Source organism: Chryseobacterium sp. SIMBA_028, assembly GCF_046535285.1.
Classification (GTDB): Bacteria; Bacteroidota; Bacteroidia; order Flavobacteriales; family Weeksellaceae; genus Chryseobacterium.
Window position 1 is genome coordinate 1 of record NZ_JAWRWZ010000834.1, and the last position, 235, is coordinate 235.

1 pseudogene is annotated in these 235 nt (G+C 37.4%); it reads right to left on the bottom strand.

Features of this window, described 5'->3' with window-relative positions:
• Positions 1-235, bottom strand: a pseudogene (locus SCA31_RS25545) (Fe-S-binding domain-containing protein); the annotation flags it as partial.

Consider the following 235-nt stretch of genomic DNA (forward strand, 5'->3'; position numbering starts at 1 on the left):
GTCTTTTCTTGCAGTAACTCTAAGAATTTCATCACCTTTCATCCATACCAATGCTTTTCCTGAACATTTATCACATTTGCACGTAGCATTCATCGGTTTTGTAAACCAAACTCTGCTTGCAAAACGAGAAGTTCTGTCTGTTAAAGCTCCTACAGGACATACATCGATAATGTTTCCAATGAAATCGTTATCTAGTGCTTTATTCAAATACGTAGAAATTTCGGCGTGGTCTCCT